Annotated in this window: 16 protein-coding genes; 11 read left to right on the forward strand and 5 right to left on the reverse strand. The window is 38.5% G+C overall.

All coding sequences use genetic code 11. The features are described from left to right. The first annotated feature begins 5 nt into the window (after nucleotides 1–5). The 5 genes from rbfA to BM207_RS00435 all read left to right on the forward strand — a co-directional run bounded on the left by rbfA (nucleotide 6) and on the right by BM207_RS00435 (nucleotide 3,068). Nucleotides 6–392, forward strand: coding sequence for a 30S ribosome-binding factor RbfA (gene rbfA / locus BM207_RS00415; RefSeq protein ID WP_177217023.1), 387 nt, complete (start codon nucleotides 6–8; stop codon nucleotides 390–392). Beyond that, on the forward strand, nucleotides 379–1,053 hold the full coding sequence (gene trhA / locus BM207_RS00420; RefSeq protein ID WP_090991585.1) for a PAQR family membrane homeostasis protein TrhA: 675 nt from the start codon (nucleotides 379–381) through the stop codon (nucleotides 1,051–1,053). The genes rbfA and trhA overlap by 14 nt, the downstream gene beginning before the upstream one ends. Before the next feature lie 11 nt (nucleotides 1,054–1,064). Next, on the forward strand, nucleotides 1,065–1,769 hold the full coding sequence (locus tag BM207_RS00425) for a peptidoglycan DD-metalloendopeptidase family protein (RefSeq protein WP_090991586.1): 705 nt from the start codon (nucleotides 1,065–1,067) through the stop codon (nucleotides 1,767–1,769). A 248-nt stretch (nucleotides 1,770–2,017) separates the two neighbouring features. Beyond that, nucleotides 2,018–2,668: a TonB family protein gene (locus BM207_RS00430; RefSeq protein WP_090991587.1), complete on the forward strand. Its 651-nt coding sequence runs from the start codon at nucleotides 2,018–2,020 to the stop codon at nucleotides 2,666–2,668. Between the two features lies 1 nt (nucleotide 2,669). Then, nucleotides 2,670–3,068: a hypothetical protein gene (locus tag BM207_RS00435; RefSeq protein ID WP_143095895.1), complete on the forward strand. Its 399-nt coding sequence runs from the start codon at nucleotides 2,670–2,672 to the stop codon at nucleotides 3,066–3,068. On the opposite strand, the gene BM207_RS00440 is transcribed toward BM207_RS00435, so the two are convergent. Continuing rightward, entirely contained in the window at nucleotides 3,052–3,930 is an 879-nt protein-coding gene (locus tag BM207_RS00440; protein WP_090991589.1) for a diacylglycerol/lipid kinase family protein, read from the reverse strand. The genes BM207_RS00435 and BM207_RS00440 overlap by 17 nt on opposite strands. Nucleotides 3,931–3,988: 58 nt before the next feature. On the opposite strand from BM207_RS00440, the gene BM207_RS00445 reads away from it, so the two are divergent. Together BM207_RS00445 and BM207_RS00450 are read left to right on the forward strand one after the other, a co-directional pair. Continuing rightward, complete coding sequence (locus BM207_RS00445) at nucleotides 3,989–4,963, forward strand: App1 family protein (RefSeq protein ID WP_090991590.1); 975 nt, start codon at nucleotides 3,989–3,991, stop codon at nucleotides 4,961–4,963. 36 nt (nucleotides 4,964–4,999) lie between these two features. Next, entirely contained in the window at nucleotides 5,000–5,398 is a 399-nt protein-coding gene (locus BM207_RS00450) for an META domain-containing protein (protein WP_090991591.1), read from the forward strand. A gap of 3 nt (nucleotides 5,399–5,401) precedes the next feature. On the opposite strand, the gene BM207_RS00455 is transcribed toward BM207_RS00450, so the two are convergent. Further along, a complete protein-coding gene (locus BM207_RS00455; RefSeq protein ID WP_090991592.1) occupies nucleotides 5,402–5,770 on the reverse strand; it encodes a YccF domain-containing protein in 369 nt (122 codons plus the stop codon). Nucleotides 5,771–5,822: 52 nt separating this feature from the next. Between BM207_RS00455 and aat the strand changes: the two genes are divergently transcribed. Then, nucleotides 5,823–6,452 carry a leucyl/phenylalanyl-tRNA--protein transferase gene (aat, locus tag BM207_RS00460; RefSeq protein WP_090991593.1) on the forward strand — a complete coding sequence of 210 codons (630 nt, stop codon included), beginning with the start codon at nucleotides 5,823–5,825 and terminating at the stop codon, nucleotides 6,450–6,452. Here the strand turns inward: aat and BM207_RS00465 are convergent. Next, the gene (locus tag BM207_RS00465) at nucleotides 6,441–9,338 is read right to left on the reverse strand and encodes a DEAD/DEAH box helicase (protein WP_090991594.1); all 2,898 of its coding nucleotides are present in this window, start codon (nucleotides 9,336–9,338) and stop codon (nucleotides 6,441–6,443) included. The two genes, aat and BM207_RS00465, sit on opposite strands and share 12 nt — an antisense overlap. A 368-nt stretch (nucleotides 9,339–9,706) precedes the next feature. Here BM207_RS00465 and BM207_RS00470 point away from each other — a divergent pair, with 368 nt between their 5' ends. Further along, nucleotides 9,707–10,336, forward strand: coding sequence for a GIN domain-containing protein (locus tag BM207_RS00470; protein ID WP_090991595.1), 630 nt, complete (start codon nucleotides 9,707–9,709; stop codon nucleotides 10,334–10,336). A 67-nt stretch (nucleotides 10,337–10,403) separates the two neighbouring features. Here BM207_RS00470 and amaB read toward each other — a convergent pair whose 3' ends face one another. Further along, nucleotides 10,404–11,945, reverse strand: coding sequence for an L-piperidine-6-carboxylate dehydrogenase (gene amaB, locus BM207_RS00475; RefSeq protein WP_090991596.1), 1,542 nt, complete (start codon nucleotides 11,943–11,945; stop codon nucleotides 10,404–10,406). Between the two features lie 10 nt (nucleotides 11,946–11,955). Further along, entirely contained in the window at nucleotides 11,956–12,417 is a 462-nt protein-coding gene (locus tag BM207_RS00480) for a nuclear transport factor 2 family protein (RefSeq protein WP_090991597.1), read from the reverse strand. Nucleotides 12,418–12,660: 243 nt separating this feature from the next. Here BM207_RS00480 and BM207_RS00485 point away from each other — a divergent pair, with 243 nt between their 5' ends. Together BM207_RS00485 and BM207_RS00490 are read left to right on the forward strand one after the other, a co-directional pair. Continuing rightward, nucleotides 12,661–14,064 (forward strand): tetratricopeptide repeat protein, encoded by a 1,404-nt coding sequence (locus tag BM207_RS00485; protein ID WP_090991598.1) that lies wholly within the window; start codon nucleotides 12,661–12,663, stop codon nucleotides 14,062–14,064. An 87-nt stretch (nucleotides 14,065–14,151) separates the two neighbouring features. Continuing rightward, nucleotides 14,152–14,919 (forward strand): phosphosulfolactate synthase, encoded by a 768-nt coding sequence (locus BM207_RS00490; protein WP_090991599.1) that lies wholly within the window; start codon nucleotides 14,152–14,154, stop codon nucleotides 14,917–14,919. Nucleotides 14,920–14,921: the final 2 nt, after the last annotated feature.

Genomic DNA, 14,921 nt, shown 5'->3' on the forward strand with positions numbered 1-14,921 from the left:
TGATTATGGAAACTAAAAGACAACAGAAATTTGCAGGTTTATTACAGGAAGAGCTTGCTGCTATTTTTCAACGTGAGGGAGCTGCATATTTGCCCAATACATTGGTTACGATCACAAAAGTGAGAGTGTCGCCGGACTTAGCTGTTGCAAAAGTTTACCTGAGTTTTTTGAATACAAACAACACGAGCTTATCGGTTGCTACTGTCAATTCACACGCTAGCGAGATAAGATATAAACTAGGTTCTCGCATCCGTCACCAAGCCAGGGTAATTCCAACCTTGTCATTTTTTGTGGATGATACGAATGAATATGTAGAGCATATGGATAAGATATTCAATAAGATAGCAAGCGAGCGGAAATCGACCGACGAAGAAACTGATGAACAGCAATAGGTATATCCGCGAACCCGGAAACTTTTTTACCCATTTTGTTCCTGCTATTCTGGCCCTGCTGGGCTTGTACCTTTTGTTGCAGGAAGCGGCAAATTATTTTGAATACACAGCGGCCTTAATTTACGGACTGGGGATTGTCATCCTGTTTAGTGTAAGTTCCATTTATCACAGCGTGCCTAAAACTCCTTATGGTATTCGTTTTTGGCAAAAATTTGATCACTGCTGTATTTATTTAATGATTGCGGGATCCTTTACTCCCACGGCATTATTGGTTTTTGAAGGTAATTTACGCTGGATTATTTTTGGAATAGTTTGGCTCATTGCGATTGTGGGTTGTTTGCTTAAAATTTTTAACCGATTGAAAAGCGGTGCGGTATCGACGGGCTTATACATTGCCATGGGTTGCCTGGTTATCCCCTTTCTTAAAAAGATGCTCGAAACTTTGCCAATGAGCGCCATTGCTTGGTTAATTTTAGGAGGTGTGTTTTACGTGGGGGGAACCTATTATTATGCTAAAGATAAACCGCTTAATCGCTTTTTTCACAGTCACGAGCTATGGCACGTTTTTGTGAATTTTGGGGCGCTTTCACACTTTATTTATAACTATGTTTATGTGTTCAGCTTAACGCAGGGAGCGAAAGGGATGGGATTTGGAATTTAATTTTTTTAACAATGAATGCCCTGCAAAAACTTCAAGAATTTTTAGGTGATCCAAATAATCAAATTGGAAAGGTTGTAGATTTCGATGCTACTAAAGACTCGTTATTTCCTTTCAATTTTACTGCAAGTAACACCGATTTAACACCAGAAATACTGGCAGATACCGAGCTATTTTCCCGTTGGGTGGACAAGCAATTGAGTGAGCATGGTGCAACCTATGGCATTGGAGGTTATAATGAACACCGTACTATTTATAGTCGTAGTGGGCACTTTGATACAGTAACAGAACCCAGAAGGCTTCACTTAGGTGTTGATATATGGGGGCCAGCGGGAACGTCAATTTATAATTTTTATGAAGCCAAGGTTCATAGCTTTGAGTTTAATGATAATTTTGGCGATTATGGCGCAACGATAATCTTGGAATATCAATTAGGCGAACTTACTTTATTTGGCTTATATGGCCATTTAAACCTTGCCTCATTGAAAGATTTAAATGAGGGGCAAATCATAGCGGCTGGAAAACAATTTGCCAGATTCGGTGTTAAAGAAGAAAATGGGTACTGGCCACCACATTTGCACTTTCAGCTGATGTTTGATATGGAAGGTTTGCGAGGTGATTATCCAGGTGTTTGTCAATTTTCTAAAAGAGAACGCTATTTGGAAAATTGCCCAGATCCAACACAAGTACTGTCGGCCACATTTGGGGTCACTGTCTGAGGAGCCCTTCGGTATTCCTTCGATAGTCGTTTAATATAGCCGTGCGTTTGCCGTGCATTGGCTGTGCCCCGATGCAGCCGAATGCAGAGCGCATGCACGGCTACCCAGGGGTTTTTGAACGGGTGTATTAAGCAGTAACCGAACAACGCAAATGCATGAGGTAAAGATTGACTTGCCAAGTTTAAATGGAACGCTGTACGGGCAACTTCGTAAGTCTAATATAAAAATAAATATGTAAATTTAATACCATGAACCTCCTAGTAGCTTTTCTTATTTTTTTTGCATTCAGTGCCAGGGCTCAAGAGCCCGCATTGCAAGGTGGCTTGGAGGAGTTTCTAAAGCGTAATACCCTATACCCGGCATTCTCTTTGCAAAACTGTATTCAAGGCACGGTAGATGTAGGCTTCAAATTAAATTCTAAAGGCGAAGTTTATTCGGCTACGATTATAAAAGGCATTGGAACCGATTTAGATGATGAGGCTTTAAGGTTGATTAAATTAAGTAGTGGGAAATGGATATTGCCTGCAAATCATGATACTTTATCACTAGTGCTCATACCTATGAGCTTTAGTTTAAGTGGCTACGGCTGTGAAAGCAAAGATAAAAATGCAATTGCGATGGCTATAAGGGCTTATAAGGCAGAAACTGAACTCACAAATGTTGTCATGAGCTATTACAAGCGCAAAGAAAAAGGTAACACTACCGAAGAGGAAGAGCTGACAGTCTTAAAAATTAAATCGGATTTAGGAATTAATGAGGAGTATCTGGAAGAGAAAATAAGTGCTGGGTTAAAAAAGATTAAACAGGGAGATAGAGATGGAGCCTGCGTTGATTTTAATTTTGTAAAATATATGGGTTCTGATAAGGCCAATGACCAACTGGCTAAATACTGTAATTAATATGAGAATAACGCTCCGATCTTTTGCGGCATTAGATATTTTATCGTTGGTTTTTTTGGGGATGCAGTTATGGGTGAAAGTCGAAAACTATGCTTATTTATCGACCGCAAAGCTTTCCGAAAAAATACAGGCCATCTTATTGCTGCCAATTTTTATTATTATGGCAATAGGCGTAATAGGTCTGATTTCAGGTAAAAAATTTGGTCTGATCTTGTATTATATCCAGTTTCCTTTTCGGTTATATCTTTATATTTTCTCGGTTGGTTTTATCACATTTATACCTGAGGCTTTGGGGTTATTTGAAGATGTTTGGTTTGATAGTTTGCTAAAACTGTGCTTTGTTGCGGAGTTTATTAGACTGTATTTAACAGTAAAAATACAGCTCAGTCTGCCGGAATAATGATGTTTAACGCCCTCGGCATAATTTTAGCATTGATAGAATCAACTCTGCCCAGATATTCGCCGTCTACCTGAAAATGTACTTTATGTCTGGTGTTAATCTTTAGCGCCGAAACCTGAAAGCTTTCTATCTTTTTCGGATTCCAAGGTAGTTTGCTAATCCATATTTTAAGGATTTCCATGACCGCATATTCTTTCACGAGAATAACTTCGAACAACTCATCATCCAATTTTCCGTCTGGATTAATTTGTAAACCAGTCCCATATTTTGTGGCGTTCGCCAATGCTACCATAGCAGCTTTTTGCTTAATTGTTCGTCCATTTGCTGTAAAGCTTACATCCATTTTTCTATGGTTCCAAAATGCATGCCATGCAGCTTTCGCATACGTAAGCATTCCTCTTTCTGGTAATTCGTCGAATTTTTTAACGATATAAGCGTTAAATCCGATATCAGATAAGTGAATGCAGAGCTCTTTATTAACCTTAATAGCATGGATTTTTTTTGTTTTTCCCGCTATAGTTAATTCAATCGCCTCTTGCAACTCCAATGGGATACCAAGCTCCTTAGCCATGCCATTGGCAGATCCTGCCGGAATAATGCCTATAGGCGTTTCTGTGTCGACCAAACATTCGGATACAAGCTTTAAAGTACCATCGCCACCTACGGCAATTACCCGGTCGGCTTTAGCCTTTTTAATGATAGCATTTAATTGATCAAGGCTACAGGAAACCGGTAATTCATACGTTTCGATGGTAGTAGATTGGGTTTTAAAAAAAGTTATTATCTCTGTTTTATAATCAATATCTCCACTACCAGAGCCGGGATTTATGATGAACAATAGTTTTTGTTGTTTAGGTTTCACAAGCTATAATTTACACGCATTACAAACAACTTAATGATTAATCTGTTTTAAATATCATATGGGCGATGCAAGTGTTAAAGTATATCATGGCTACGGCCATACCCATAATCTGGTATTATATGGGCATGTTTTTAAGTTTAAAGCAAAAACTACCCAAATCTTCAGCAATAATATCCTTGTAAATATTTTACATCTTTTTAAACTATTTGTCGTTAAGCCTTTCCCTTTCGCTAAGGTCCGCTTGCATTTTTACGACCAGCGTGTGGATCAGACAGCAGAATATGATGGATTTTTTAAGTTTGAATGGGAGGCTAAAGAGGATGTTAAAGCGGGTTGGCATGATGTGAAAGTAGAAGCTTTAGATGATAAAAATAAGATAATTGCATTTTCAGATGGGAAGTTGTATGTACCTCATATCACACAATACGCATTCATCTCCGATATCGATGATACCATCATGATCTCTCATTCTGCTAGAATGGCAAAAAGATTAAGGGAGCTTTTTATTAAAAATCCCAGGACGCGAAAGACTTTTGAATCCCTCAAAGAACATTATCAGTTGCTGGCCAATGCCCATACAACTATTGAGCAGCCAAACCCATTTTTCTATGTATCGAGCAGCGAGTGGAACTTGTACGATTATTTAGTGGAAATGTTCAGGTTTAATGAACTTCCTGAAGGCACATTTTTATTAAATCAGCTTAAACGGTGGAAAAATCTAATTAAAACTGGAAAAACCGGACACGAGGGCAAGCTATTAAGAGTCATGCGGATTATCGACGCTTTTCCAAATCAGCAGTTCGTATTCTTTGGTGATAATTCGCAGCAGGATCCCGCTATTTATCAAAAGATATCAGAAAAATATAGTCGAAATATGGCTGCGGTTTATATTCGAAATATAAGACCAGAGCGACAAGACATAACCGAGCAGCTTTTGGAAAAAATTAAACAAACAGGTGTTGAAACGTGTTTGTTTGCAAATAGTAAAGAAGCCATATCGCACTCTAAAAAAATTAAATTAATTGTGAGCTAAGTTTTATATTTATAAATAGTTTAAAACATCAATGTTATGAAGAACCTATTTTTTGCATTCGTGATCATTCTTGGATTGAGTTCATGCGCTAAAGAACTAGATACAGCTACCAAAAATAATTCTAAGTGGGTTTTAACAGAATGGCCCGGTAGAATCATGCCTACTGCTGCTCAGGCAACGTTAAACATTAGCGAGGGTAATAAAATTGGCGGAAAGGCTTTTTGCAATACGTACGGGGGCAATGCCTCTTTTAATGGTAATTCAATTCAGTTTAGTCAACTTTTTAGCACCAAAATGTTTTGCAATGAATTGGCGGAAGCTGAGACGAAGTTTACGGCAGACCTGCAAAGTGTGAATTCTGGAAGTGTTGCTGGTGGTAAATTGTCATTAATGAAAGATGGGCAGGTGCTAATGGTCTTTAGTAAAGCAGAGTAGTTTTTATCCAATAGATTTTCCGAATGGCGAAAAGGCTAAGTTCATGAGTTTAAAATGCTGTAATCCGAACGGGATACCAATGATGGTGATGCAGAAGAATAAGCCGAATAACAGATGGGTTAATACAATCCAAATTCCGCCGAATACCAGCCAAATGATATTCATAATGGTAGATAAACAGCCGATGTTGGAGGAAGTGTCAGTTATTTTAACGCCAAAAGGCGCCAGGCCCACGATTGCAAATTTAAAGCACTGAACGCCAAAAGGAATGCCTACAATGGTTAAGCATAATACCAGTCCACCAAAAATGTATTGGAAGAAGATAAAAATCCCGCCAAAAATAACCCAGATAACATTTCCTATAAAACTCATAATTTTAAGATAAAATATATAACCAGATGTTACACCAGGGCAAACACATTTTATGATATTTAACCTTCTGGAAGATTCTCTTATATTCCCGGATCCTACCCTGGCAGATGATCATGGATTATTGGCAATTGGTGGGGATTTGAGTAAGGAAAGATTATTGTTAGCTTATCAAAGTGGGATTTTCCCTTGGTTTAGTGAAGGTGAACCAATATTATGGCATTCACCGCCTGCGCGCTGTGTTATCTTCCCTGATCGGATTAAGATTAGCAAAAGCATGCAAAGGGTAATCAAGAATGGAAATCTTAAAATCACCGAAAACGAGGCTTTTGCTGAAGTAATTTACAATTGTGCGAAAACTCCAAGAATTGGCCAGAATGGAACATGGATTACCGACGAAATGCAGGCAGCTTATATCAATTTAAATGGACACGGCCTGGCCAAAAGCGTAGAAGTTTGGGCTGGAGATGAGCTAGTGGGAGGACTTTATGGCGTGATGGTTGGCGATGTCTTTTGTGGCGAAAGCATGTTTAGTAAGGTAAGCAATGCGTCTAAACTCGCACTCATTTATTTAGCGCAAAAAGATGAGGTCAAATTAATCGATTGTCAAGTGCCCAACGAGCATTTATTGAGTATGGGCGCAGAGATGATCAGTAGAGCGGAGTATCTGGCATTAATTCAATAACTCCTTAATATCATCTTTACTTAACGATTTAAAGAAACTTTCCTCGGTAGTGATTAAGGAGTTGGCCAATGATTTTTTGCGTCGTTGAAGGGCTAAAATCTTTTCCTCCACCGTATCTTTTGAAATGAATTTATAGATAAACACTTTTTTATCCTGCCCGATGCGATGGGTACGGTCAATCGCTTGTTGCTCAACTGCAGGGTTCCACCATGGGTCTAAGATAAAGACGTAATCTGCCTGCGTTAAATTTAAACCAACTCCACCTGCTTTTATCGAAATCAAAAATACTTTAAGGTCTTTGTTATCTTGAAATTCCGCTACAATTTCACCCCGGTTTTTTGTCCCGCCATCTAAGTAGGCATAGGTAATGCCTTCTTTTTCCAAGCTTGTTCTAAAAATGCCGAGGTGCTTTACAAATTGGGAAAAAATTAGAACCTTATGCCCGCCTTTCAATACATTGTCTAACGTATGCATAACGTTTTCAAACTTCCCAGAGTCCGAGTCGTATGTGTCATCGATCATCACTGGGTGGTTCGCCAATTGCCGTAGCGCCGTTAAACCTTGGAGTAGTTGAACTTGTTTTTTAGCATAAGTTCCATTATCCATGCTGGTTAATAAATCATTTCGGTAGGCCGATTTGGTTTTTTCATAGTAGGATGCCTGATCTTCGCTCATATCGCAATAAAAGATATGCTCGGTTTTAGGGGGAAGTTCTGCCGCTACCTGCTCTTTCGTCCTGCGTAATACAAAGGGCTTAATGATAGCCTGGAGCTTCTTTGCTTTTTCTTCATCTTTCCTTTTTTCAATGGCCTGCACGTATTCTTCATTGAAAAATGATTGTGTACCCAACAATCCGGGATTAAGAAAGGTTAATTGGGTCCATAGGTCGCCAACCGAGTTCTCCACCGGCGTACCACTTAACACCAACTTATGTCTGGATTTTAAGAGCCTTACCGCTTTGAACGATTTGGAGGAAGGATTTTTAATGTTCTGGCTTTCATCCAAAATAATATAGTTAAAGTAAAAACCACTTAAAAGATCTACATCAACTCGTGTAATACCGTAGGTAGTAATAATGAGGTCGTATTTATGAAAGAGGCTGATGTCTTTATTTCTGAAAGTCCCGGTATGGGCATGAATTTTAAGTTTCGGTGTAAACTTTTTTGCTTCGTTTAGCCAGTTATAGATCAATGAGGTTGGCATAACAATTAAAGAAGTGCTATGGGTAGCGTTTTGTTCATCTTCTTCTTTTAGTTTTTGTAGCATAGCCAATGTTTGGATGGTTTTACCTAAACCCATATCATCTGCCAAACAACCCCCGAAATTATATTCCCGTAAAAAGCTAAACCAGTTGTAACCAGCTTTCTGGTAGTGACGCAGATCCCCCTTAAAGTTTACAGGCATGGTCGTGTCCGAAATATCTTCAAAATCATTTAGACGTTGCAGTTTTCTATCTAAAGTGACATTGGCTAAACTATCTTCAGCCAAATCGTTAATCAAACCAACGTGGTGTTTTTTAAGTTTAAGTCCCTTGCTCCCGTCGGCCAAACTAAATAAACTGCTGTATTGTGTAAACCATTTCTCTGGGATGATGGCGATATCCCCATCGGGGAGGATAAACTCTCTTTTTTTATGAAGTATATGCTGTTTTAATGCAATAAAAGGAATAGGGTGTGCGCCAAAGTAAACGATCGCCTTGATATCGAACCAATCGTTATCTTCCTTGATGTCGAAATCAATTTTATTGGTCCCAAAAACAAATCGCTTTCCGGAGCTTGCCTGCTCTATCTCAAATCCGTTCTCTTGTAATAGCTCTATATGTTCGTTTACCCACGTAATAATTGCATAAGAGGGGTTGTCGTTTTCGGTTAATTTTGGAAGCTCCAAGTGATGAAAAATGGCGCTGATCTTTTTTAGCCCCAAACTTAATAGGAAGACAAATTTTTGCTTTTCCCATTCGCTGTTTCGCTTAATCCGGGTAAAGGTATAGTTGTCGTCCTCTTTGCTTAAACGTACGGTAACTTTATGTTCATTGCCCATTGCAAAAGCATAAGTTCCATACTTAAAGTAGAGCTGGATCTGTGAGATGCCTCCGTCTACATAAATGACTTTGATAATAGCAGTGGCTTCATGTTTTTCAGTTTTAATCTCAAAGCCTTCCGCATATACATGGTATTTTTCGATTAGCGGAGCAACAAACTTCTCGAAGTAGGTTTCTTCAGTTGCTTTCGGAATAGTGATAAAACGTTTGTTTAAAAAAGGCATTAGCTTTTTGCCTTCAATGTCCTGCTCAAAAAAATAAAGTACATCATTTAGCAAGAGCCATGCAGGCTGGTTACACACGATCTGTGCATCCTTAAACATAAAGTCGATGCGCAATCCCTGATATTTAATTGTTGGAAAGTACCGGGTTTCTGTTTCGCTTTTTCTAAAATGAAAGAGCACTGTTGCGGGTTCTGTAGCCAGCTCAATTTTTCGTTCTGCGGGCCAGCCATCCTTATCCATCAGATAAAGGCCGTCGGCTACTTTTAAGGTCTCCAAAACTTCTGCTAGCTTCTTCTCAATCTTAGGGCGAACACTGTCGTAAAATTTCTCGTCGTAAAACTTGCTGAAGAATTCAAAAGGTCTAATCGCTTTTTTATGGTATTTCTTAATGATAAAATCTTGTTCGGTTTCGTCGAGAATTTTAATCAGTTTGAAATCAAGCTCTGTTAGGTGTTTGGCAAATTCTTGTGCGGTATGGGTAAATAATCGCTGATAGGTTAGCGAAAAATCTCCCTGCGGGTTTAATTGAACAATATGAGGCTCAATTAAATAACCTAAGAACTCATGTTTACATAAGGAATATACGATTTTGCAAGGACTGGAACTATTTACGCGTAACATTAGTTAAAGGCTAAAAGAAAGAAAAGGTAGGCAGCTAAAAATTTCTAAACTTACACCAAAAAGTTGTGTATTCAAATTTTTTTTTGACTTATAAAGTTAATATAGCAAGCTCCGTTAAACTTCGTAAGTCTTTGCTATATATTTCGATAAATTTTAACGAAGGGGATAAATTGCTGATCAAAGCGGTTCGAGTTCGTCGAAGAATTACAGCCGTTCGTCTAAGGTTAACAACCTATGGTCTAAAACCCCAAAATACGATGAAACCTTTTGCGCTTGCTGTCGTCTTATTTACGAAACCTGCCAAAAAGGATTTGCCAGGAAAACAAAATATAATTAACAGATAAACAATTATTTAAAATATTAACGATATGAAAACTTCTATCAAAACCCTATTCGCAGCAGTATTAACAACAGTAGTTTTAACCAGTTCTGCATTCGCATCATCAGACGATCAAAAAAATAATATCACTGTTTTAAACCAAGTGAAAAACATTACAAAATTAGAAGTAAACGGGAACGTGAAAGTACTTTTAATGCAGGCCCCAACAGAGAGCGTAAAAGTTTACGATAGCTACTATTCAAAAAACGCATTGGTTCAGCAACAAAATGGCGTGTTAAGAATTAGCTCATTCCAAGATGAAACTTTAACGGTAGCGGTGTATGTTCGCAACCTATCATCGGTTCAATTGGCTGATAATGCAACGATCAAAACATACGGTAAAGTTAGCTTCTTAACTTTAGATGTAATTTTAAAAGATAAATCATCTGCCGACATCAATGCTTCGACCGTTAGCTTATATACTTCTGTAAAAGACAATGCAACCTTAACATTAAGCGGTACTACAGAAGATCATACTGCCATGTTAGGTTCCTTAGCACAAATGACTACTAACCAATTTATTGCAGCAAACAGTTCAGTAAACAGCTTACCTGGTGTAGTTGCAAAACAAAAAACAGAAAGCCTACCATGGGAAGCTATTGCTGAGCTAGGAAAATAAGCAACTCAATATATATACACTCCGGCACTTCGACAAACTTCTAATTTTGTCAAAGTGCCGGAGTTTTTTACAAATCAAATTTAATTCCCTGGGCCAAAGGCAAAGTATCCGAATAATTTATGGTGTTGGTTTGTCGACGCATATAAGCTCTCCAGGCATCCGAACCACTTTCTCTACCCCCTCCGGTTTCTTTTTCCCCGCCAAAGGCTCCCCCAATTTCTGCACCCGAGGTTCCAATATTTACGTTGGCAATGCCACAATCAGAGCCCTGCGTTGACAAAAATAACTCTGCTTCCCTCAGGTTTAAAGTCATAATGGCCGAGGAAAGCCCCTGCGGAACGCCGTTTTGCAAGGCGATTGCTTCTTCAAGCGTTTTATATTTGATGAGGTATAGGATCGGAGCAAAAGTTTCGTGCTGTACAATTTTGTAATCATTTTTAACTTCGGCGATACATGGTTTAACATAACAGCCAGAAGTATATCCTTCACCTGTTAAAACCCCACCCTCAACTAAAAATTTACCTCCTTCCGCTTTGCACTTTTCTATAGAATCTAAATAACTTGCGACAGCATCTTTATCAATTAATGGCCCAACGTGATTGTTTTGATCTAATGGATCTCCAATTCTTAATTGTCCATATGCCTTAACAAGTTTAGTCACAAAAGCATCGTACACATGCTCATGGATAATTAATCGACGTGTAGTGGTGCAACGCTGACCAGCGGTTCCAACAGCACCAAATACCGCTCCGATAATCGACATGTCTAAATCTGCATCTTTCGAAATAATAATCGCATTGTTTCCACCAAGCTCTAATAAACTACGGCCTAAACGAGCACCGACAGCCGCACCAACGGCTTTGCCCATTTTGGTAGACCCAGTCGCGGATACCAGAGGAACCCGGCCATCATTGCTCAGTAATTCACCAATAGCCCGATCTCCGATGATCAAATTTGATACGCCTTCCGGGATATCATTAGCTTTTAGCACTTTTTCAATTATATGTTGACAGGCGATTGCTGTTAAAGGCGTTTTTTCTGATGGCTTCCAAATGCAAACATTTCCACAAACCCAAGCTAATGCAGTGTTCCACGCCCAAACGGCAACGGGGAAATTAAAAGCCGAAATAATCCCAACAATGCCTAATGGGTGCCATTGTTCGTACATTCTGTGGCTTGGTCTTTCACTATGCATGGTTAAACCATATAATTGACGAGATAAACCAACCGCAAAATCGCAGATATCTATCATTTCCTGAACTTCACCAAAACCCTCTTGCAGGCTTTTCCCCATCTCATAGGACACTAACGTGCCCAAAGCTTCTTTGTTGGCTCTTAAGGCCTCGCCAAACTGCCGAACCATCTCCCCTCTTTTTGGAGCAGGAACGGTTCTCCAGGATAAAAAAGCCTGTTGGGCAGTTTCGATCACTGTGTTGTAATCATCTTCGGTTGCCATGGCAACCGCTGCAATTTTCTGGCCATCAACGGGAGAATAGCTGTCAATTAGTTTTTCGCTGGTCGACTTGCCCCAACTATTACCCGTACTGTAAGCAGGGTTATTGGTTTCGATGGCTAACTGTTTTAAGATATCATTTATCGTTGTATTCATAGCTGTAAAATTAGTTACAATTATCTTTTCTTCTTGTATCGATTAAATAAATGATTTTCCAGCCATCATCACCTTTAAAAAGCTGAAAAGAATTTACGCCACAATGGCTAAATTTATCGCCGACGTAAAACTTATAATCCGTCCAAACACTGGCCAGATTCCCATCAATTAATACTTTGGTAAATACAATGCGCTCGTCGTATTTTTCTGGATGTGGAGCACTTACACTTTTGATAAATCCATCAACACTTTCGGTTCTAACCATGGCCTTACCATCTCGGGTGGCAATCGTCTGCATAATGCTTTTAGGGGTAAAAGCTTTTCTGAGAAAGGTAGAATCCGAATTTCTCATTCCATCAAATAGGTTATTGATAGTTTGCTTTACCGCATCTTCTTCCTGATTTACCGTTTGGGCATTGTTCTTGCTTATTCCAATAAATAAGATCAATGCGAGGATATAAAACTTTTTCATGACTTGAATTTTACTGATTTAAAATTAAATATATGTTATTTTGCAACGATTTAATAAGTATATACCCTCCTAAACAAAATTAAGCTGATAGCATCCACAAATAATTAGTGCTAAGCATTTTATTATTAGTTAATTACCCCCGTATATGTGTGGATGTTGAAAATTTTTTTATTCACACTTCTATAAAAAACGTAAACTTATAATGTATTAATTAATAGGAGAGGCTCTTTAAATACTTGAGATATGGAAGAAGAATTTGAATTTGATTTTAATAAAGATGCACAAAATTCGGTTGAGCGTTATGAGGAAATGATTCGTAATCAAGACCAGTATTTTTTTGATGCACAGGCTTTCGAGTATATAATTGATAATTACATTGAGAAAAATGATCCTGTTAAGGCATTACAGGTAGTCGAGTTTGCCTTAAATCAACATCCTTATGCTGCGGTATTTTTAATCAAGCAGGCACAGCTCCTTTTATTTACCAATCAGGTTGATAAGGCTTTTGCTGCCTTAGAGAAAGCCGAAATGTTGGAAGCTTCAGAAGCGGACATTTATGTTTTGCGAGGAAATATCTATCATAATTTGGAAAGAAATGCCGAAGCACTTGAGAATTTTGAAAAAGCATTAGGTCTGGCCGAAACAACAGATGAGATTTTGCTCCAGATGGCCTATGTATATCAGAATATGCACGACTATGAAAATGCCATTGTTTACATCAAGCGCAGCTTAGAACAAAATATGGAGAACAAAGATGGTTTGTATGAACTTGCTTTTTGTTACGATATATTGGATAAGCAGGAAGAAAGCATCCAGTTTTATCAGGAATATATAGACAATGATCCTTATTCGTACGCTGCTTGGTATAATTTAGCTAATTCGTTCCATAAAATGGACTTATTTGAAAAGGCGATTGATGCGTATGATTATGCGATTTTAATTAAAGAAAACTTCGCTTCTGCATATTACAATAAAGGAAATGCACTGGTGCAGCTTGATAAATATGCGGAGGCGATAGAAGTGTATAAACAGACTTTCGAATACGAACCGCCAAATGCCGATACTTATTGTGCGATAGGTGAGTGTTATGAAAAGTTAGAGCGCATGGATGAGGCGCGCTCTTACTACAAAAAATCTGTCAAAATGGATTCCAAAATGGCCGATGCCTGGTTTGGAATTGGCGTAACGCTAAATTTTGAAGAGCGTTTTTTTGAATCTCTACATTTTTATAAGAAAGCATTGGAGCTGGATGAAGAGAACCCGGACTTTTGGTTTGCCATAGCAGATGCCTATTATAAATTAGGCCAAATAGAGCAATCTGTTGAAGCCTATTATAAAGTATTGGAATATAATCCCCTTGATATTGAGGCTTGGCTTGATTTTTCGACCGTGTTATACGAACAAGGTAAATTAGTAGAGGCTTCCGAAACAATAGCTGAGGCAATTAAAAATAACCCGGAAGCAGCCGAACTATACTATAGGATGGTTGCCTATCTTTTTGCCCTTGGTCAGACCCAGGAAGCAATTAGCTATTTAGAAACCGCACTTACCACCGATCCAGAAAAACATTACATCTTATTTGAATATTTACCGCAGTTACAAGACAACCGGTTAATCCTAGAAGTGATTAATAAGTACATTAAATAGAATATTTTGAGGTTTATTTTAAAAAATAACAGAGTTTTTTAACCTTTGCAGCAATATAACCCCAGATGAGGTTAAAAAAATAGATACATGAATTATAAATTAAATAATATTCCAGAGCGCCCAGTTAAGCCTCGTCAAAGTGGTTTAACAATGGTGATGGATAAAGGGTTAAGCCTAAGACAAGTTGAAGATTTTATAGATATTGCAGGTGTACATACCGATATCGTGAAATTAGGGTGGGCAACCTCTTATGTAACGCCTAAATTGAAAGAAAAATTAGCGCTTTATCGTAGCGCGGGGATACCGACTTATTTTGGAGGAACATTATTTGAGGCTTTTGCCATCCGTAATCAGTTTGATGATTATAGAAGAGTGCTAGAAGAATTTGGAATGGAATATGCCGAGGTGTCTGATGGCTCGATGGACATTGAACATGATGAGAAATGTGAATTCATTAGAAAATTAGCTGAACAGGTTACCGTAATTTCGGAAGTGGGCTCAAAAGATGCTGCAAAAATATTTGCCCCCTATAAATGGATTGCTTTAATGAAAGCAGAGATTGAAGCGGGATCATGGAAAGTGATTGCCGAGGCACGCGAAGGAGGTAATGTTGGTATTTATCGTGGTACCGGAGAGGTTAGAGAAGGGTTGGTAGATGAGATTTTAACGCAGATCCCTGAAGAAACAATTATATGGGAGGCTCCTCAAAAAGAACAACAAGTGTGGTTTATTAAGCTTATTGGAACCAATGTAAACCTTGGTAATATAGCACCCGCAGAAGTTATTCCGTTGGAAACAATTAGATTAGGACTAAGAGGAGATACTTTCGATTATTTTTTGAACCAGGTGAAATAAGG

The sequence above is a fragment of the Pedobacter insulae genome (genome assembly GCF_900113525.1).
In the GTDB taxonomy this organism is placed as follows: Bacteria; Bacteroidota; Bacteroidia; order Sphingobacteriales; family Sphingobacteriaceae; genus Pedobacter; species Pedobacter insulae.